This window comes from Bacillus oleivorans (genome assembly GCF_900207585.1).
In the GTDB taxonomy this organism is placed as follows: domain Bacteria; phylum Bacillota; class Bacilli; order Bacillales; family JC228; genus Bacillus_BF; species Bacillus_BF oleivorans.
In genome coordinates this window covers 527,586-545,438 of sequence record NZ_OAOP01000002.1, presented here as the reverse complement: position 1 = coordinate 545,438, position 17,853 = coordinate 527,586, and the positions used below count along the sequence as shown (strand labels likewise).

The 17,853-nt window shown below is 37.1% G+C and carries 22 protein-coding genes; 3 read left to right on the top strand and 19 right to left on the bottom strand.

Features of this window, described 5'->3' with window-relative positions; all coding sequences use genetic code 11:
* Positions 1 to 8 precede the first annotated feature (8 nt).
* Together CRO56_RS22785 and CRO56_RS06255 are read right to left on the bottom strand one after the other, a co-directional pair.
* Positions 9 to 146: a hypothetical protein gene (locus CRO56_RS22785; RefSeq protein WP_179714191.1), complete on the bottom strand. Its 138-nt coding sequence runs from the start codon at positions 144 to 146 to the stop codon at positions 9 to 11.
* A gap of 35 nt (positions 147 to 181) precedes the next feature.
* Positions 182 to 2,644 carry a S8 family serine peptidase gene (locus CRO56_RS06255; RefSeq protein ID WP_097157751.1) on the bottom strand — a complete coding sequence of 821 codons (2,463 nt, stop codon included), beginning with the start codon at positions 2,642 to 2,644 and terminating at the stop codon, positions 182 to 184.
* A gap of 659 nt (positions 2,645 to 3,303) precedes the next feature.
* Here CRO56_RS06255 and CRO56_RS22780 point away from each other — a divergent pair.
* Positions 3,304 to 3,441 (top strand): hypothetical protein, encoded by a 138-nt coding sequence (locus CRO56_RS22780; protein WP_179714190.1) that lies wholly within the window; start codon positions 3,304 to 3,306, stop codon positions 3,439 to 3,441.
* Positions 3,442 to 3,662: 221 nt separating this feature from the next.
* Here the strand turns inward: CRO56_RS22780 and CRO56_RS06250 are convergent, their stop codons facing one another.
* From CRO56_RS06250 to CRO56_RS06230, 5 genes are all read right to left on the bottom strand, one after another.
* Positions 3,663 to 4,280: an NUDIX hydrolase gene (locus CRO56_RS06250; protein WP_097157750.1), complete on the bottom strand. Its 618-nt coding sequence runs from the start codon at positions 4,278 to 4,280 to the stop codon at positions 3,663 to 3,665.
* 121 nt (positions 4,281 to 4,401) lie between these two features.
* Entirely contained in the window at positions 4,402 to 5,832 is a 1,431-nt protein-coding gene (locus tag CRO56_RS06245) for a hypothetical protein (protein ID WP_097157749.1), read from the bottom strand.
* Positions 5,807 to 6,343 carry an RNA polymerase sigma factor gene (locus CRO56_RS06240; protein ID WP_245855607.1) on the bottom strand — a complete coding sequence of 179 codons (537 nt, stop codon included), beginning with the start codon at positions 6,341 to 6,343 and terminating at the stop codon, positions 5,807 to 5,809. Before CRO56_RS06240 ends, CRO56_RS06245 begins: the two co-directional genes overlap by 26 nt.
* A 203-nt stretch (positions 6,344 to 6,546) precedes the next feature.
* Complete coding sequence (locus tag CRO56_RS06235; RefSeq protein ID WP_097157748.1) at positions 6,547 to 7,179, bottom strand: LysE family transporter; 633 nt, start codon at positions 7,177 to 7,179, stop codon at positions 6,547 to 6,549.
* Between the two features lie 107 nt (positions 7,180 to 7,286).
* Entirely contained in the window at positions 7,287 to 8,093 is an 807-nt protein-coding gene (locus tag CRO56_RS06230; RefSeq protein WP_097157747.1) for a class I SAM-dependent methyltransferase, read from the bottom strand.
* Positions 8,094 to 8,289: 196 nt separating this feature from the next.
* Here CRO56_RS06230 and CRO56_RS06225 point away from each other — a divergent pair, with 196 nt between their 5' ends.
* Positions 8,290 to 9,135, top strand: coding sequence for a dimethylarginine dimethylaminohydrolase family protein (locus tag CRO56_RS06225; protein WP_245855606.1), 846 nt, complete (start codon positions 8,290 to 8,292; stop codon positions 9,133 to 9,135).
* A gap of 78 nt (positions 9,136 to 9,213) precedes the next feature.
* On the opposite strand, the gene CRO56_RS06220 is transcribed toward CRO56_RS06225, so the two are convergent.
* A complete protein-coding gene (locus CRO56_RS06220; protein WP_097157746.1) occupies positions 9,214 to 9,873 on the bottom strand; it encodes a Type 1 glutamine amidotransferase-like domain-containing protein in 660 nt (219 codons plus the stop codon).
* Positions 9,874 to 9,984: 111 nt separating this feature from the next.
* Here CRO56_RS06220 and CRO56_RS06215 point away from each other — a divergent pair, with 111 nt between their 5' ends.
* Positions 9,985 to 10,512 (top strand): YfiT family bacillithiol transferase, encoded by a 528-nt coding sequence (locus CRO56_RS06215; RefSeq protein WP_179714189.1) that lies wholly within the window; start codon positions 9,985 to 9,987, stop codon positions 10,510 to 10,512.
* A 52-nt stretch (positions 10,513 to 10,564) separates the two neighbouring features.
* Here CRO56_RS06215 and CRO56_RS06210 read toward each other — a convergent pair whose 3' ends face one another.
* From CRO56_RS06210 to CRO56_RS06160, 11 genes are all read right to left on the bottom strand, one after another.
* Complete coding sequence (locus CRO56_RS06210) at positions 10,565 to 10,930, bottom strand: DUF2500 domain-containing protein (RefSeq protein ID WP_097157959.1); 366 nt, start codon at positions 10,928 to 10,930, stop codon at positions 10,565 to 10,567.
* A 180-nt stretch (positions 10,931 to 11,110) separates the two neighbouring features.
* Positions 11,111 to 11,689 (bottom strand): peptide deformylase, encoded by a 579-nt coding sequence (def, locus tag CRO56_RS06205; protein ID WP_097157744.1) that lies wholly within the window; start codon positions 11,687 to 11,689, stop codon positions 11,111 to 11,113.
* Positions 11,690 to 11,725: 36 nt separating this feature from the next.
* Positions 11,726 to 12,226 (bottom strand): hypothetical protein, encoded by a 501-nt coding sequence (locus CRO56_RS06200; RefSeq protein WP_097157743.1) that lies wholly within the window; start codon positions 12,224 to 12,226, stop codon positions 11,726 to 11,728.
* Between the two features lie 248 nt (positions 12,227 to 12,474).
* On the bottom strand, positions 12,475 to 12,954 hold the full coding sequence (locus CRO56_RS06195) for a GNAT family N-acetyltransferase (protein WP_097157742.1): 480 nt from the start codon (positions 12,952 to 12,954) through the stop codon (positions 12,475 to 12,477).
* A 22-nt stretch (positions 12,955 to 12,976) separates the two neighbouring features.
* Positions 12,977 to 13,681 carry an SRPBCC domain-containing protein gene (locus tag CRO56_RS06190; protein ID WP_097157741.1) on the bottom strand — a complete coding sequence of 235 codons (705 nt, stop codon included), beginning with the start codon at positions 13,679 to 13,681 and terminating at the stop codon, positions 12,977 to 12,979.
* Positions 13,682 to 13,683: 2 nt separating this feature from the next.
* Positions 13,684 to 13,995 (bottom strand): ArsR/SmtB family transcription factor, encoded by a 312-nt coding sequence (locus CRO56_RS06185; RefSeq protein WP_097157740.1) that lies wholly within the window; start codon positions 13,993 to 13,995, stop codon positions 13,684 to 13,686.
* Positions 13,996 to 14,162: 167 nt separating this feature from the next.
* Positions 14,163 to 14,630, bottom strand: coding sequence for an SRPBCC family protein (locus CRO56_RS06180; RefSeq protein ID WP_097157739.1), 468 nt, complete (start codon positions 14,628 to 14,630; stop codon positions 14,163 to 14,165).
* 103 nt (positions 14,631 to 14,733) lie between these two features.
* Positions 14,734 to 15,477 (bottom strand): YqcI/YcgG family protein, encoded by a 744-nt coding sequence (locus CRO56_RS06175; protein ID WP_097157738.1) that lies wholly within the window; start codon positions 15,475 to 15,477, stop codon positions 14,734 to 14,736.
* A gap of 69 nt (positions 15,478 to 15,546) precedes the next feature.
* A complete protein-coding gene (gene galE / locus CRO56_RS06170) occupies positions 15,547 to 16,542 on the bottom strand; it encodes a UDP-glucose 4-epimerase GalE (RefSeq protein WP_097157737.1) in 996 nt (331 codons plus the stop codon).
* 68 nt (positions 16,543 to 16,610) lie between these two features.
* The gene (locus CRO56_RS06165; RefSeq protein WP_097157736.1) at positions 16,611 to 17,135 is read right to left on the bottom strand and encodes a CBO0543 family protein; all 525 of its coding nucleotides are present in this window, start codon (positions 17,133 to 17,135) and stop codon (positions 16,611 to 16,613) included.
* 129 nt (positions 17,136 to 17,264) lie between these two features.
* Positions 17,265 to 17,834: a manganese catalase family protein gene (locus CRO56_RS06160; protein ID WP_097157735.1), complete on the bottom strand. Its 570-nt coding sequence runs from the start codon at positions 17,832 to 17,834 to the stop codon at positions 17,265 to 17,267.
* Between the last annotated feature and the right edge of the window lie 19 nt (positions 17,835 to 17,853).

The window sequence follows — 17,853 nt, the reverse complement described above, 5'->3', positions numbered from 1 at the left end:
GCAGTTATTTATTCAAACCGTTTTTCTATATTTCTACAATGTTGTTTTGCCTTCCATATCAAAATGATAAGCTCAGTTTGAACCAATTGTTTGACAATCCGAATAATCGGTTTTAGTTTAGAAAATGGCTGGATTAGCTTGAACATAGATTCCACCACTTTAACTTCCATACTATTTTTATCTAATAAGCAGCAAAATAACGAGTAATTGCAACGGCATAATCTCCACGAGTCACTTGAGCATTTGGACTAAAGGCAGCAGTCACAGTTGGGGTTAGGTCATACGGACCCTGCACCACACTAAAATATGCATTTAATATATTTAAATCTAAAGTAAGCTGAACATATCCGCGGAGATGAGCAGGTACTTCAGCTGAATCCTCAATCGGTATTCTTAGGTCACCATATTGTACCGTTAGTGGCTCATTCATTAAAGCTTCCGCTTCAGATTGCAGGCCTAAGTTTTGAACGAGACTATAAGCTAATTCAGCTCTTGTTACGGTCTGATTTGGTGAAAACTTACCATCAGCCGTTGGAAGTAAAACTCCTTTATTGTTATAAGCAACATCTCGCAGCGCTGCACCATAGGCAGCTACTGCCTCTGCATAGGAAAGATCGCTGGCTTTTACATCCTTAAAACTAGCTTCCCCAGTTAAAGGAAGATATTGACGGACACCTGCACCCATAACTAGAAATTTAGCCAAATCTATTCGCTTTAAGGCATCATCAGGTCTATAAGTACCATCTGGATAGCTATCTATTAATCTCTCCGTAACCCCAACTTTAATCGCAGCTTCAGCCTGATGGCCTTGAATATCATTGAGACCTGAGAAAGCACCGGCCCGTTTCGTCAGAATATGTCCTTGGATCGTTTCAGGCAATGCTAATCCATCTAGTCCTTCAAGCTGTAAAGTCCACGTTCCCGGCATAGGTGAAATAACTTGCACTGTTCGATCCGTATATAACGGGAATAATACATAAATACCAGAACTATAGCGAGTACCATCTGGAGCATACAAGACAAGATTGATTGTATTTCCTGTTGCCTCTAACAAACCATATGCATGAATGGTAGCTGTTAATTCTGTTAATCCCTCATCAACAGTGAATTCGATTTTATTTCCATCTAAGCTTGTAGGATCGTATTCAATTGTAAAAGGATCTCTAATGACACTCATGTCTACAGTTGCGTTGAACGTCTGATTCATATTGAGTGTCTCACCATAAGTCTTATTTGAGAAGGCTGCTTCTACAGCTGCGTAAGCATTGACGTAACCCGCTCCCACTTCCCACTCTTCATAACCCGGCATATTAGTGGCGGTGTTTTGCAGAATTTCTTTTACCTCATCTGGAGATAAAAGCGGATTGGCCTCAAGCATCAGTGCGATGATTCCAGCTACATGGGGGGCAGCCATTGAAGTACCGCTCATTGTTGTATAGTAAGGTAAATGGGCTGGATCAATATTATTAACATCGTCGGTAATACCTAAGCTAGAAACAGGAGCAATTACCCTGGTTGATACGATATTTTCCCCAGGTGCGGTAACGGTCGGACGATCTTCCCAAGTAAAGGTTTGTCCGTCAACAATTACCTTTCCACCTTTTTCGTCAACCCCTCTAGACGAAAAGTCAGTAAGTTTTCCTTGCTTAGTTCCTGCAGCGACAGTTACGACCCAAGGAGCCTTTTTATAATTACCAGAAATGGTGGATTCACCAGGTCCAGAATTTCCTGCTGAAAATACAGTAACAATTCCACGGTCGTATAATTTTTTAGTGGCTACATTGATTGGGTCAAACGGGTCAAAGTCAGTACCTGCATCACTGGTTGTACCCCAAGAATTCGTAACCACACGAATGTTGTACTGAGCCTGATGAGTAAGAGCATAATCGAAAGCACCCAGTACATCGAGGATTGCAACAGCTGCACCAGAGCCATAGCCGATTATATCTGCACCAGGTGCTGCCCCCTCGTATTTGCCGCCAGACATTGCCCCGGTCGCCCCAACAATCCCTGCAACGTGAGTCCCATGACCACCTGTACTGTCTGTGTTCGGAACATCTTCTGCATACGTAATTGGCAGTAAGGAACTGAGTGCATGAAGATTAATAGCACCATATACATTTTGCACGACATGCTCTCCAAATTCTAAGTCAGGGTGGGTTCCGTCGATTCCGCTGTCATTAACTACAACTCCAACTCCTTTCCCCGTAACTGGAAGTCCCCCATTCCATTTCCGCAGTGTATCATCGGTCCGTAAATGATCAACACCCGTAATTTCTGTACCAGTGTCATTTTCATACGAAATGGCATCATTGCTATAAATTGAAAAAACTTCTGGACTTGACAGTAATTGCTCAATTTGCTCAGAAGTTGCAAGTACACCTGCGATCGGAAGATTTTCAAACGTAACTCCTTGTGTAATGCCTAGTTCTTTTAAAAGGTTCGTTTGTGATTCTGTTGGTCCTTCTGTTCCTTTAAAGGTTACAATAATCTCTATTGGATCAATTGTTGTCTTCAAAAGAGCATCAAGGTCAGGATCTAAGTGAGCTTCCCCTAATTGAAACGCTGCCTCACCCCTTGGAACTGAAGTAAAAACGACTGATATAATAAGTAATAATGATAAAAGCAGCCTATTTATTTTCATAATAAAACCCCTCCATTCAGAAAATTCCTACTTTTTATCCATTATCCAATAGAGGGACAAAAAGTAGCTATTCTCCTAAAGGGGTAACTTCATTCGCCAGATGTACTATTTTTGATACTACTAAAGTAGTATTCTATTTCTTAAAAACAGTCATATTTTTACTGTTGTTTTTGTATTAGAGAAATGTTATAGTAATTGAGCGATGAGCTGAATTGTGTAAGTCGATAGGCATGCAATGTGTAATGTGGGACACAGTCTATCGCCTCAATACGTAAAAAAGACGTCTATCTGGCGTCTTTTTTTATTATGCTTAGTTATGCCGTATATAACAGCAAACATGGTTCCGACCCATATACTGCACTCCGTAAATCATTCATGTAAATATATCAATATATTCAAGAGCAAATGGAAGAATAAACGTTAGAATCCCCAATACATAGAAAACAGCCCCACCGTTTGGGCTAATCGTTCTTTGTTTCCATTAAAACTTTCCTCCAAATATCCTGCAATCAAAAACTATTTCTTTTTCACTCAAAATTTATTTATATTTATGTGATTTATTAAACCACCAAGTTTTATTCCATAGCAGAAAATGAATAATAACGTTTAAGCAAACCATACTACTTACTAACATTAAAATGAAAAGAGGTTGGAGAATATTGGGGCGTACAAAACGCGGAAATGCAAATGCACAAAGAAACAACAACCGCAAAAAAGGTATGGAATTAAGTGAAGAACTTGTAAAAGTTATGCCGAAACAAGATGTGCCCGGCAATAACAAAAGAAAGTCGGATTAATTGGAAGTGAAGCGATGAAAAAAATAATTCTTATTTATACTTCGTTACTCGTTTCTATCGCTCTCGTGGATAATATGGTTGGAATTCTACAGAATGTCCTCTCGATACCGTATTAGCTGACCAAAAATTGTATAATCTAATGCATTAACAAATAGCAGTTTCCTGACCCACGGTACGTTAATACAATGACAAGCCGGGGGTCAGGCCACAACACTTGAGTATTAAATGGCTTTGATCCCATTCAATACCTTTTTAAAATAGAAATCTTCATGTTGAACAAAATCAGCTTTTGTAAGCAGTTTTTTTACGATTTCCTTCTCACCTGTCTGATTAACAACAAAGCCAAAAGCTGGGACATATTGTTTACCGCCGAACCAAAGCTTATAAAAACTGCTTAATTCAATTTTTAGAATTCCAGATACTTCTTCTTTCTGCAATTTAAAATCATTCCACGCTTGAATACTTTCATAGATAAAAACGTGTGCCATTTCCCTATCGATTATATCGTTGTTGTCTACACTATACGGAATAACTCCCAAAGGTACTAATTCATCCATTGAGATGTCTATTCCTAATTCCTCCTTAACCTCTCTGACCCCATCTAATACAGTTTCATGAGATAAAATATGTCCCGCAGCCGTTATATCTAAAAGATTTGGGTAATCTTTTTTGTATTCACTTCGGATCTGAAAATAGATATAGGTTTTTTCTTCTTCCTTTCTTATGAACCAGCAATGAAAAGTCTCATGCCAGTATCCCTTTTGATGAACTTCTTCCCTAGTGGCTTTTCCGTTTGGTTTCATGTTATCATCGAAAATAGTAAGCCATTCAGATTCCATTTTTATCCCCCTTTCCAGTAAAACCGGGAATGGCAATCATCTTCCTCTTTTAGTAAATTAAATAAAATCCTTTTATGAACGCCTAAAAACGCCACCTTATTTAAAGGGAGGATTATATAGCCTAATGGTTATTATACTTCTCAATATGGTCCACTCTCACCACTTTCGTACTATTTTCCTCTACGCCAAAATAGTTATCTCCTAATTGACTGTGAAATACGTGGACATCTATTTCACTGTCTACTCCTTCATCAGATGAAGGCATTTGAACGGTCTCAATATACGTAATTTTATCTCCTGCCCCTTCACCGTCCCGATATTTAATATATTCATCTGGTGTTAAGTTGATTGGTTCAACTAAAAAGCTGACTAGCTCCCAATTATCAATTTTCCAGTTTCCATTCTCATTTGCAACCGTTAAGTAGCCCGTATAACCACCGTGTCCTAACATATTTACAAGGCTAATACTTTTGATCACAAATTGATTTTCATTAGACTCGACTATTTCCGATCTAATATGAAAATCAAATCCAGGAAGAGAAAATTTATCACAATGGCAGTAAAAATCCATTAAGATTTCCTGAAGTGTTCCATCTGAAAATTCATCTGTTGCAAAGTTTAACAAGTCGGGCTTTGCAACTGAATAGTTAGGCTTCGTATAGCCTGGGAAGTCGACTGATGACCATTTATGCTCTTCTCCTAATTGTTTAAACGTTTCTCTTAGTCCGGTTAATAATTCACTTGAAATCTCGATTGCTTGCTCTTGATCTATAGAAGTGTTATTGTTATTGTTTTCTTCAGCTGCCGGATCTTCATCCGGATTTACCTCAGGCTCGTTTTCTTCAGGAGGATTGACCTCATACCCATCGAAAGGCATATTCCTCTCTGTGCCATCTGGAAATACACGGTATTCATACAATTTTCCGTCGTCAGGGTTTACATATATTGAAGAGTAGCTTTTAACTTTAGACTCCTCGTCCCATGTTACCCAAATTTGCATCTTAACATCACCATTTTGCAGACCATCCATATCAGCAAAATCATGTTGTTCAGAGTAGTGGTACCCTTCCTTAGTTCCAATATCATAGCGCCACTGTTTTTCATTGTTCATTGCAGAAAGTACCTTTGCGTAATCCGTTCCTAACAGCCTGCCTACCTCATCTTGTGAGATTCCAAGCCGAAATTCTTCTTTTAAAACCGAAAGAGCATTCCTTACTTCGACATCTGGATTTTCATTTTCGTTAGTTTCATCATCTTCTTTTCCAAAATTATGTGTTACACCTGTATTTAGTTCCGAAGGTACATTCCGTTCTCCCTGCTGGAAAAAACTTGGTCCAGCTAATAATAAAAATAATAAGCCTGCTAATGATAATGCCGTATAGTACATAAATGGTATTCCTTTTTTTCTTTCAGCCTGATGAACATCTGCAACATCGATGTTTTTGTTTAGTTTGATTTGGATTTCATTTCTTTCTTCAGCAGACATATTAAATTTAGTTTTTAATGATTCGAACTCTTGCTCGAACTCATCCGTTTCTTGATAGTTTTTCATGTTGATATCCCTCCTTTACTAACTCCTTTTTTAACTCCTTCAACCCTCTAAATAGGGTCGATTTCACTTTCGATTCGTTCCAGCCAAGTATGTCAGCTGTTTCCTGAATTGAAAAATCCTTTAGTTTTCTTAAGATAATGACATCCCTGTACGATCTTTTTAGCCTAGTTAATGCAGCATAGAGCTCTTTTTCAGATTCATTTATGGTCACTACATTTTCAGGTAATAATTCATTAGCTTTAACCTGCATGTCAGTATTCATCAAATAGGAAATAGGCTTCTTTTTTCTAATAAAATCAATTGTTATGTTCCGGGCAATCCGAAACAGCCAGCCTTTTTCATTTCCTCCCCTAAATGATAAATAATTGCTATAAGAACGAAGAAAAGTATCATGAACAAGGTCCTTCGCCATTTCATGATCCCCAATCATAAAGAAAATATATTGATATATATCATTGCTATACTTTTCATACCACTTATTCACATTTTGCTTGATTACTTCTTGATCCAAAATTGGCCCTCCTTTCCATACTGGCACTCATGCTTAATAACGAAAATTAAAAGGAAAAGTTGCACCTTTTCATAAATAGTTCTGTTTAGTCACAAAAAAATAAAAAAGCCCTTTCAATAAAAGCAAAGGACTATGCTTGGTTTCCTTAAATCTTAGTATAAGATTCATGATTTTGAAAAATCGTATTATTAAAAACTAATTTCCTATCTTAATAAAGCCTGAAATCCTTCATACCCAAAATAGACACCAAACCCGATAAGGGACAGACCAGATAATTTGGAAATCGCCATCAGACTATTGGCCGTTAAATATCTTCTAAACCCGCTTGTTAGACCAGCTACAAACAAGTCCCACAGAGCAAGACCCAAAAAAATCATAGAACTATAGAGTAAAAGTTCACCAGTGCCATATGTTACAGCTGTTTTAGCCAGTACGGAACCGTAGATTCCAAGCCAAAATAAAATCGATAGCGGACTAGAAATCGACATAATAAAGCCAGTAAAAAAACATTTCAGTAAAGATTCCTTTTGGCGCTCATTATTCAATGAAAGATTATTAGCGCCAAGAATACATTCAATACCACTATAAATAAGAACAAATCCGCCAAAAAGCCATAAGAACGTTTGAACAGGAGGCGCATTTAAAAAATGGACTACTCCTAAATACACCATTAACATATAAATACCATCCGCAATCATTGAGCCTACACCAACAACCCAGGCATGCCAAAAACCATTTTGAATCCCTTTATCTACTCTAACTGTATTAACAGGACCAATAGGTGCAGCTAATGTTAATCCTAAGATGATATAGCTTAAAAACACACTAATACTCATCCATCCACCCCAAACTGTTACGTTTTATAAAAAGTTAGCTTGTACATTTTATGCAGCTCGCTTTTTCTCTAAAACGACAGAATGAGGTATATTATAACTTTTATTTTTCAATGACTTTTTTTTCGACCCTTCTCCCCTTTCACCCCAGTCCAAATAGTCCACCTGTCTTTTTCAATTATTTCCTGGGTACGTCTATTGTATAGTTGACTTTTGATAAAATCTACGAGACTTATTAATTGCTTATTGTCTAATTCATGCAGGATAGATCTTCCGGTTCGATTTAAAAGATCAGCCTCTAACTCTCCCGTATCTTGATATATCTTTCTCACTTCCCATAAATGCATTTGTTTTATTTGATTAAATCCTGCATCCAATAAAGCATGAATAACTGCTTTGCTCCTATGTCTTCTTGTCATTTCCACGTTTTTTAGCTTTGGGAATAATTCAAAAAAGTATCCCCTTATATGAATAGGGCCGCCATCCAGGAAACAATCGTCAGGTGTCCGATCTTGAATGATACATGTCCCCCCCGGCTTTAATAATCGATGGACTTCTTTAAAACATGTTTGTATATCATCAATATGATGAATCAGGGCTCTTTCTATAACAATGTCATAATGGCAATCAGGAAGTTTTGTGTCCAATGCATTTCCTATTACAAATGAAACCTTGGGGCAATCTTTACTATTTTCTTTTGCACCTGCAATCATTTGTTCAGAAAAATCTATGCCTGTTACTTTCCCCGCTCCCATTTCTGCCAATGCATGCGTATAAATTCCTCCCCCGCACCCAATATCGACAATTGTTTTTCCTTTGGGATCTACGATTTCATTTATACATTTTATCCATGAGTCATCAGCATTTCTTGTGGCATAGGATTTTTTATTTTCGTGACTATGAAAATTAATTGGCATATTTTTATCCCCACTTTTTAATCTTTTCTTATTTATTTTATACATTTAAATCGATAAGCAGTATTTTTTATATTTTATGATATTCAATAATCATTTCTTATCGCGTGTCCATTCCATTCCAAACTTATTTGTATTCAACCCTCATAATATATCCATACTAATTTTGTAAGAATAAGAGCATGAGGAGGATTCAGATTTGCCGCAGCTAAAAACATTTTGTGCCAGTGAATATGATCCATTAAAACGCGTAATTTTATGTGAACCTCAATATATGACAATCCGGCAGGTAATAAATGATACACAGAAGAAGTTTAAGGATGAAGGAATCCATATTGAAAAGGCTTTGAAGCAGCATAAACAGTTTGTACAAATCCTTTTAGATCATGGAATTGATGTCATACTATTGCCGCCAAGAAGGAAATTTCCGGAGCAGGTTTTTACCCGCGACATTGGTTTTACACTCGGCCCCATTATTTATGTAGCCGATATGGCACATGATGTCCGTAAAGGGGAAGAGCAAATGTTAAAGCATTGGCTCGAGGATCAGGAAATCTCTTATTTTAATTTAGTCGGAAACCATATTGAGGGCGGCGATGTCATTATAGATCGAGATACAATCTACATAGGGATTAGTAACCGGACTGATAAAGAAACGATTCAATATTTACAAAATATCGTTCGTGACTTCGAAGTCGTTCCTGTGCCTTTTACTGAAAAATACTTACATTTGGATTGTGTCTTTAATATCATTTCCCCTAAAGAAGCGTTATTTTTCCCAGGAGCTTTTACTCAAAAAGAAATCAATTTTTTAACTGCACGTTATGATTTAATTGAAGTAAATGGGGACGAACAATTTCAGCTAGGAACCAACGTCCTTTCTATAGGTAATAAAAAAATACTAAGCCTCCCGGTCAATACTGAAGTTAACAGAGAACTCCGAAAACGCGGATACGAAATCATAGAAGTCGATATCACGGAAATAATTAAATCAGGCGGCTCTTTCCGGTGTTGTACCATGCCTCTGGTCCGGGCTGAAGCTTGAGTATTTGACAATATGAAAAAGCATGGCTTTCACTTAAATAATTGCCATGCTTTTTTGATGCAAACCAATGTTCAATTTCTAATGGATTTTTAGCAAGATGCCTTTTTCTAAACGATAAACACTATTCCCATCCATATCTTCAAGACATCCATTCAGAAAATAAAGACCCGTCTCTTCATCGATACCGTAATTTTTATAGTGACTATATTTACTAGCTGCTTTTCTTAAATGATCTTCATCATCCCATTGCGAAAAATGTACAGCAATTACTGTTTCGGAAATCAAGCCTATCCCCTTTCTCTGCTGAAATTCATTCCATTCATTATCTTTTGGGGAGATAATACAAAGTTCAGGGCTTATAAGAGCTCCAGCTGAAAATCCCGCGACAGGGATACCCCTTTCATAGCACTCTTTTATCTTATTTGAAATAGTGGATTCTACAATGTAATCCGCATATAAATTCGTATTTCCTCCACCGATTATAATACCCGAACTGTGAGTGAGACACTGAATAACTTCCTTGATAGGGGTTGTCGGGAGGGGCAGGAAATAAAAATCATTTAAACCCAGTTCCTCTAAAGCTTGAGTATATTTAGGCATATACTGTTCCCAGCCGTCTCTTTCTACAAATAATATCGAAACTGGTTGATTAAGCTTCAATGAAATTTGGGTGAATTGTTTGGCCATGTTTTTTGTAAATGGAGGTCCTCCCCCAAATAGATAAAGATGTCTATCCATAAATCTCTCCCTCTTTGATTATAAAAATTCCTTTCATTTTCTCCTGTTCTTTGGATATATATGGTATCATCATTTCAGGCCCAAATTTATAAAAAAATAAAGGAAGTGCATTTGATGGAACAAAAATATCCGATTGGAAAATTTACATTTAATGGTGATTTTTCACAAAGTGTACTTGAAGAGTGGATTCGGGATATCGAGAAGTTGCCACATTTAGTGCGCGAAGCCGTTCAAGATTTAAGTCAGGAACAACTGGATACACCGTATCGCCAAGGAGGCTGGACGATAAGGCAAGTTGTCCATCATTTGGCTGACAGTCATATGAATGCATATATTCGGATTAAGTTAGCTATCACAGAACATAATCCGACTATTAAACCTTATGAAGAGGCAGAATGGGCCAAGCTTCCAGATTACGAATTACCCATTGATGTTTCCTTAAAATTGCTTGAATCTCTACATCAACGCTGGGCGTATCTATTAAGAAATTTAAAACCAGACGACTTAGAAAAGACATTTAACCACCCTGATTCAGGCAAAAATTCAATCCACTTAAGTATTGGAACCTATTCATGGCATGGGAAACATCATCTTGCTCATATTACAAATTTACTCCAAAGTAAAGGCTGGAACAGATAAGCAGGGAAAAAAAAAATGAGCTTAGATTTACTTCAAGCTCATCCACTATCTACTACTCTTGATTCACCATTCTTGTAAAACTTAAATACCTTGTTCCCTGAAACTCTAGAGTTCCTTGATCGCCTTCTGCCAAATATCCATATTCTGAACCATTTACTTGAAACTCCATGCGGTCTCCGCTATCTACCTCAAAGGTTACATAGTAGCTTGTGCTCGATGGGGTTTCATTTGCCCCGCCGCTTACTCTAGTTCTTTTTGTAACCACGAACGCTTTTACATGGAGAACCGGTTGGCGATTATTATGACTCCACTGGGAAATCCCTTTAATTGCTGAAAAAATAATGATTCCTATTATAATAATAAAAAATAAAGGTACAAATGTATTCATTAAGTTAAACAGATCTAATCCTTGTTCCATCCCCGGCATTGATACCTCTCCTTTAAACTGTTCTTTCTAAAATAAATTCTCTATTTAACTATATATTTGTTAAACTAGCCTATCAAGAAGGCAGGTAAAAATAGAGAAAGAAAGAGAGAACATATTCTCGGTTACTTCGAAAAAAAAGACTGATTCGTTCAAGAATCAGCCTCATTTTATTTAATAAACACTTTTTATTGAGACATTTTCCGGAAGACTAAATGGGTTATCTTTGTTAATCCGGTCATAGAACAAAATTCCGTTCAAATGGTCAATTTCATGCTGCGCGACAATCGCAGAATAACCTTTTAACTTGATCAATACTTCTTCATTGTCCATATTGAATGCCTTTACTTTAATCCGTTCGTATCTAGGAACAAAACCAGGAACTGTCCGGTCGACTGAGAGACAGCCCTCCCCATCCGGCAAATAGATCATGGAGACCGAATGGCTGATGATTTTTGGATTAAATAGGGTATACTCATGCAGTTCCCCTTTTTCATCCGTAAAATAGGCAGCAAACATTCTTTTATTCAGTCCAATTTGATTGGCAGATAGTCCCACCCCAGGACGAAGCTGATACTTTTTCGCTCTTTCAGGGTTCTGACTATTTTTAATATATTGCAGCATACAATTCATAATTTCTTTATCTTCTTCGGAAAGAGGAAGGGCTACTTCTTTTGTAGCCTCCCTTAATATTGGATCTCCTTCTCTTATAATGTCTTTCATTGTGATCATATAGTTCGAGTCAAATTTCATAAAAAACGTCCCTTCACTTACTGTACAAGTTGATAATTAGTTTACTTGATCAATGATATCCTTCACATATTTATTATCTATTTTCCCTTTTCTAAAAAGGTCATCGACTGTTTTAAAAACCTGGGTATATCCATCCATTTCCCTAGTTAAAATGTAACCATTTTTCGTTTGGCGAATCAAGTACCGATTCTTATTATAATGGATATCAAACTTTTCCCCAACCTGGACATTTTGGACAAACTCATTAAACCTTTTATCGCCTTTATTCTTCTTTCGAATGCTTGTCACTTTCGAATGATCGAATTCATCATACCCTTCATCTGTAAGTCGATCATCTAAAGATACTTCATTTTTCTTATGCTTTTTATATAATAGCTCTGCTAACCACGGGTTCTTTTCTAAAATTAAATGAGTTACAATCATGGCCAATAAGTAATCCAAAACATATGTGTTTGTACCAAAATGATTGGCAAGTGTCCAAAATAATAAGCAAGACAATGTCAGCAGTAAAAATAAATAAGAAAGTCCTTCTTTCATAGACATTACCTCCTTATCTTAACACTATGCGGAAAATCATGTAGTACTAACCATCCTGTTATTCGACAATCAGAAAAAGTACTCTCCTTCCAGAAAGTACCTTTCTTCAAAATTTATACCTAAAGCGCCTTCTTTTATTAAAATTTGACAGCATTTGACACTATTTTCAATATATTTCTTTAAACAAAAAGCTGATATTTGTCTAATTCTGCGCTTTCCCGGAAAATATTTTTATAATTTATCATTTTTTAAGGTTTCATTTCCAACACCATCACTAAAAAACCGCCAGAATCTGTATCAAATTCAGTGAAAGGGTGAAACCCAGCCTTTTTATATAAATGAATGGCCCTTTTATTAAAAGCAGCTACTGTCAAGCGAAACCGCTTATTTTGAAAGACCGTTTCCAGGTAACCTAGAATAAACAGCAGAAAGGAATATCCTAAACCTTTGCCTGTTAAATCAGGTCTTAACCCTAAGCCAATATCGATGAAATCCTCACGATATACACCATGAAGATGTCCCACAGGTACTTGAGCTGCACTCCCCGTACAGAAGAAGCCAATGACCTGATCATTTTCATCAAATACTCCAAGGTACCCATGCTCAAGCAATTCAACCATGTTTTCCTCTTTTACAACACTATTATAAAAATCATAGGGTGGCTCATATCTCCAGTCTAAAACGACTTTAGCGATGTCTTCTGTCATGTTTCTGACAAAATAGTCCATCCTCATCCCTCTTTATATTTCATTATTTAACTAGCTTTTGTCCGTATGCGATGGTTTGAACTTTCAGCATTCGTTTTTCAGCATTTCTGCTAATCTCAAAAACAAGTACTTCCTCTGGGGTAGCCTCTGTTACGATGATTTCTAGATCATCATAGGAAGTTATAGCGTTTCCATTAACCGATGTAATAATATCACCCTCTTGGAGAAATCCCTCTGCCGGAGTATCGGGGACAATTTGCATCACTTTTACGCCCTGTACCTCCTCACCTTTATAAGTCCTATGTAAAACGCCAATCCAGCTTTTCCAAAATAAACCCCTAATGTCTCTTCCTTCTTCCATTACTGTTTTAAAATTTCTCATAAATTGGTAAGTGCCAAATGCCATATTATCCATTTGCATGTGGCCGAGATCTCCAATCCATATTCCTGTGTATTCAACGGTAACTTTTGTCATATGCCCGCTTTGCTCTAATGTCCAAATTGTTAAATGTTTGTCTTCTCCTTCTAAAACCATTTTTTCATATTCAACTAATTCTACTATTTTCGCTGTATAACTCACACCCCAGCCATAATCAAAAAAGGCCGTCCCTCCGACCCGAAGATCGATTTCGCATGATTTTGTTTCCCATTTATTCCGTTCACCTGGAATTGTAAGAGCCCGCCAAGCTTTTTCAATCGGGACATGTACTAAGATTTCTCTTCTTACTGACGTCGATTTTTCTTCCATCTTTATTCATTCTCCTCTTCCAAATAATTTTTTAGTTTCATTAATTTATAATCCAAGATAAGTTCCAGCTCTTTCTGAAGCATACTGTAACTTTTTTCAAAAGACTCTTTATTCAGACGATAATATCTGTACTTCCCTTCCTTTCTGACTAAAATTAATTGTTCTTCTTCTAAGATGTTTAAGTGCTTCTTTATAGCAGGCTGTGAAATGGTGAAACACTCGACAATTTCTGATTGCGTATATTCACGTCGTGATAGCATTTGCAGAATCTGACGTCGAATAGAATCAGATAAGGCTCTGTAAATATCGGTCATTATTATTCTCCTTACACATAACCAAATGGTTATATGATAACTATAATGGTTCAATTTACCATGGTCAACCATTTTTATAAGATTCTATATTGCTAAATTTTTTTGCGCAAAAAAACGCCATTTAAATGGCGTTTAGCTTTAATAATTTTATATTCTCGTGTCGTTCCTTAACGTCTAACGTGTGCGTCAGGAGCCTTATCAGCAACAAGGTTTAAGAGAATATTATGTTCAAGAAACGCTTTTACCCCACAAAGAACCATGGTGTATCCTCCCATTGAGTCAATCGCATAATTAACAATATCCTCATCTTTGCCGGTAAACCCCGAGTGAGTAATGGTGACAAATGTTTCGTTCCCTGTTCGTGGCGTAAAGACCCATTCAACCTCGGTTCCGTCGTCTGCATATTGAATAAGAATGCGTTTATTGGGCATGATTTCTTTTACGAGAATCTCACCAGAAACCCCGTACATCTCCCACTCCCATTTCACTTTTTTTCCTGGTTCTAATCTTCCGCTGCTTTTGGTAAACCAAAATTTTGTAGTGATTTCCGGATTAACGAAAGCTTCAAATACATCTTCTGCTGGTTTTCTAACTAGCATTTCTGTTTTCACAACTGGTACAGGATCCAAGGCCATAAAGATTTTACTCCTTTTTTTCTATTTTCTTAAATTATATCATTTTCCTGTTTATCATTCTAAATTGTTCCAAAGTAATAAAAAAATGAACAATCCGTATTGTTCATTTTTCCCCATTCCCCCGCCTTGAATGAAACGGACACGATGACAAAGTTGTCTCGTCATCCCGTAAAAAATATTGCTTCCATTCATGATTATCTTTTTGCCCATACCATTTTAAATCTGGGTGGGGAGGAACGGCATCATATTTATTTAGTCTCGCCCGAATAGCTTCTGTAATCTTTTCGGAAGTTTTATTAGTATTAAAAAAATGATTCAATACCCATCTTGGCGTAATGGCAAGCATAAAGTATGGAAAATAACGGCTATACCGATGCTTGTGAGCAGGAGTGGCACAATAAATAAAATAAGGCTCTCCTTCAAAACAATACTCCCATGAAAAGTGGTCAGGATCTGCAGATACGTTTCTTGGCCATTCTTTTGTATCTAAAGTGCTCACATCATTTAACAACTTCCAAAATATTTGTTCAAAAGTTTCTATAGATATAGATTCCTTCAGGTCAAAAGGAGTTTCATAGAATAGAATTAAGGCTGTGTATTCTCCAAGTTCTTTAGAACACTGGCCATATTCTTTAAGGAAGGAAGCGGTCTCCTTTACAGCACCGTCTACTCTTGGGTCTCTAATAAAACCATAGCACAAATGGTCTAAGACATACCCTTGAAAAGCAGGAATGCATGGAAATTTACGCTCTTTATCGGTCATTTTATCGTGAAACGATAGAAAGGCATTCTTTTTCCAGTTTTCTTTAACAAGATTCATACTGCTCCGTTTCAACAGACGTACCATAATCGTCTCCTCCTTCTCTACCTTATTGAAAGGCAGAGAAAAAGGTGACTGTCCATCCGGGATTACCAGCTATGCATGTTGTTTATATCCTAGAGGATGTCGATGATGCCATCTCCATGCATCTTTAATCATTGTTTCAACTGAGGTTCGTACCGGTTTCCATCCAAGAATGGATTTCGCTTTTTCTGAGGAAGCGATTAAACAGCCCGGATCTCCTTGTCTTCTTTCTGTAATTTTTGAAGGTATCGGATGCTTCGTAATCCTTTGTGCTGCTTTAATAATATCAAGTACTGAAAAGCCTTGATCGCTTCCTATATTAAATGAATCACTTTTTCCCCCTTGCATTAAATATTTAAGTGCTAATAGATGCGCATCTACTAAGTCGTCAACATGAATATAGTCACGAATACACGTTCCATCCTTCGTGCTATAATCATCACCAAAAATCGAAATATACTTGCGCTTTCCTAAAGCTACCTCCAATACAAGCGGAATTAAATGAGTTTCAGGATCATGAGCTTCTCCAATTTCACCGCTTGCATGAGCTCCAGCCACATTGAAGTAACGAAGTGCTACAAATCTTATTCCATACGCATGGTCGCACCACTTTAAAAGTTTTTCGACGGCTAGTTTTGATTCCCCATAGGGATTGGCAGGAAGAGGTAAAGCATCTTCTGTGATTGGGATTAATGACGGCTCTCCATAAATAGCAGCTGAGGAGGAAAATACCAAGTTTCTGACATAAAACTCTTTCATCACGTCTAGCAAAATTTGTGTGCCATACACATTATTATAAAAATAAGGCAGTGGAGCGGACATCGATTCTCCTACAAGAGACAATGCTGCGAAATGCAGAACCCCCACAATCTTTTCTTGTTGAAAAACTTTTTCAAGAAATACTTTATCACGGATATCACCCTGATAGAATACAGCCTTCGGGTGAATCGCATTTTTATGGCCAGTGGAAAGATTATCAATCACAACCACCCGCTCATTTTTTTCAATAAGCTTATAAACAGCATGGGACCCAATATAGCCAGCCCCGCCAACAACCAAAATTGACACACATCTCACCTTTCTTTCCAATTAAAAATGGTATTGCAAAAGTGGAAGGAATAGTGACACTATATAATCTATTTAATTATTGAAATAGGGACATCATGTGCCTTGAATAAGAAGTAAATAAATAAGCCGGAAAACACCCAAGCCAATAGCGGACGTCTATGATGGACTGCGAGAAGCGTAAACATAACGACATTAAATAATATCGACCAGTGCATACTCCAGCCATTGACGTGAATCATACTGCCTTGCATCATTTTAAACCATTCCTCTGTTGAGTAAATGATTACCCAAAGTCCAATATAAGCTATTCGTTTGAATCGGGAATTTGGGAAATTTCCTAAATAAAGTAAAATCGTACTTGGATATTTAAAAACCATTTCCATGATGGCAACATGAGTGTGAGTTATATTAAACTGCTGAAGTCCAACGGGCACAAACTCCCACATTGAATAATCATGCAGCATAAATTGATACAACAAATCGCCTATTACTAAAAAAAGAATGGTGGGATAGTAGTCCCGCCAATGCTTCCAGTCCCCCCATTTCCAGGCTGCGATTATATATAGAATGGTAAAAATAACACAAAGATTCAACACCGGACACTCTTTCCATTTTTTTACACATTTTTCCCGTTATGAGAGAAAATATACAAAAATATCCATTTTAAGGTAATTTTTACAAAGTAAAAAAGCCAAAAATATTGGCTTTTTTCAGAAATTGCATTAAAAAAACTTCTTCTTGCCCCTATCGTCCTTTAAAATTTCAACAGCTTCGCGGAAACGCTGCGAATGAACGACTTCTCTTTCACGCAGGAAGCGCAAACCATCATTTAAATCCGGATCATCGGATATATCAATTATCCATTGATAGGTTGCCCGTGCTTTTTCTTCAGCTGCAATATCCTCATACAGGTCTGCAATTGGATCACCTTTTGCTTGAATATAGGTTGCTGTAAATGGATTGCCTGCTGCATTGTGATAGTAAAGAGCCTTATCATGATCCACATAATGATCACCAAGACCTGCAGCTTTCATTTGCTCAGGTGTAGCATCCTTTGTCAGTTTATAAACCATTGTTGCAATCATCTCTAGATGGGCAAATTCTTCTGTCCCGATGTCATTTAATAACCCGATAACTTTATCAGGAATTGTATAGCGCTGATTTAAGTAACGAAGGGCAGCAGCTAGTTCTCCATCGGCGCCCCCATATTGTTCAATTAAAAATTTAGCGAGTGTTGGGTTACAGGTACTTACTCTTACGGGATATTGGAGCTTTTTCTCATAAAACCACATCGTGAAAACTCCCTTCCGA

Coding starts and splice junctions, on each gene's coding strand:
- CRO56_RS22785 (WP_179714191.1), bottom strand. CDS start 146: ATGTTCAAGCTAATCCAGCCATTTTCTAAACTAAAACCGATTATTCGG.
- CRO56_RS06255 (WP_097157751.1), bottom strand. CDS start 2,644: ATGAAAATAAATAGGCTGCTTTTATCATTATTACTTATTATATCAGTC.
- CRO56_RS06250 (WP_097157750.1), bottom strand. CDS start 4,280: ATGGAATCTGAATGGCTTACTATTTTCGATGATAACATGAAACCAAAC.
- CRO56_RS06245 (WP_097157749.1), bottom strand. CDS start 5,832: ATGAAAAACTATCAAGAAACGGATGAGTTCGAGCAAGAGTTCGAATCA.
- CRO56_RS06235 (WP_097157748.1), bottom strand. CDS start 7,179: ATGAGTATTAGTGTGTTTTTAAGCTATATCATCTTAGGATTAACATTA.
- CRO56_RS06230 (WP_097157747.1), bottom strand. CDS start 8,093: ATGCCAATTAATTTTCATAGTCACGAAAATAAAAAATCCTATGCCACA.
- CRO56_RS06220 (WP_097157746.1), bottom strand. CDS start 9,873: ATGGATAGACATCTTTATCTATTTGGGGGAGGACCTCCATTTACAAAA.
- CRO56_RS06210 (WP_097157959.1), bottom strand. CDS start 10,930: ATGGAACAAGGATTAGATCTGTTTAACTTAATGAATACATTTGTACCT.
- def (WP_097157744.1), bottom strand. CDS start 11,689: ATGAAATTTGACTCGAACTATATGATCACAATGAAAGACATTATAAGA.
- CRO56_RS06200 (WP_097157743.1), bottom strand. CDS start 12,226: ATGAAAGAAGGACTTTCTTATTTATTTTTACTGCTGACATTGTCTTGC.
- CRO56_RS06195 (WP_097157742.1), bottom strand. CDS start 12,954: ATGGACTATTTTGTCAGAAACATGACAGAAGACATCGCTAAAGTCGTT.
- CRO56_RS06190 (WP_097157741.1), bottom strand. CDS start 13,681: ATGGAAGAAAAATCGACGTCAGTAAGAAGAGAAATCTTAGTACATGTC.
- CRO56_RS06185 (WP_097157740.1), bottom strand. CDS start 13,995: ATGACCGATATTTACAGAGCCTTATCTGATTCTATTCGACGTCAGATT.
- CRO56_RS06180 (WP_097157739.1), bottom strand. CDS start 14,630: ATGGCCTTGGATCCTGTACCAGTTGTGAAAACAGAAATGCTAGTTAGA.
- CRO56_RS06175 (WP_097157738.1), bottom strand. CDS start 15,477: ATGGTACGTCTGTTGAAACGGAGCAGTATGAATCTTGTTAAAGAAAAC.
- CRO56_RS06160 (WP_097157735.1), bottom strand. CDS start 17,834: ATGTGGTTTTATGAGAAAAAGCTCCAATATCCCGTAAGAGTAAGTACC.